This is a genomic window from Serratia sp. PL7 (genome assembly GCF_945957435.1).
This window is the reverse complement of the sequence record NZ_CAMFLB010000155.1, coordinates 1-249: the sequence shown is the minus strand read 5'-3', so window position 1 is coordinate 249 and position 249 is coordinate 1. Positions and strand designations below refer to the sequence as shown.

The following is a 249-nucleotide window of genomic DNA, read 5'->3' as shown; positions in this document are numbered from 1 at the left end:
AGCCTGGACGTAGTACGTGTTGACGCTGAGCGCAACCTGCTGCTGGTTAAGGGTGCTGTACCGGGCGCAACCGGTGGCAACCTGATCGTTAAACCAGCTGTGAAGGCGTAAGGGGATAGCAATGGAATTAGTATTGAAAGACGCGCAAAGCGCGCTGACTGTTTCCGAAACTACCTTCGGTCGTGATTTCAACGAAGCGCTGGTACACCAGGTTGTTGTTGCTTATGCAGCAGGTGCCCGTCAAGGTAC

Annotated in this window: 2 pseudogenes; both read left to right on the top strand. The window is 53.8% G+C overall.

Annotated elements, in window-relative coordinates:
• A pseudogene (locus N6G83_RS54725) lies at positions 1-111 on the top strand (50S ribosomal protein L3); the annotation flags it as partial.
• A 10-nt stretch (positions 112-121) separates the two neighbouring features.
• Positions 122-249: pseudogene (locus N6G83_RS54720) on the top strand (50S ribosomal protein L4); the annotation flags it as partial.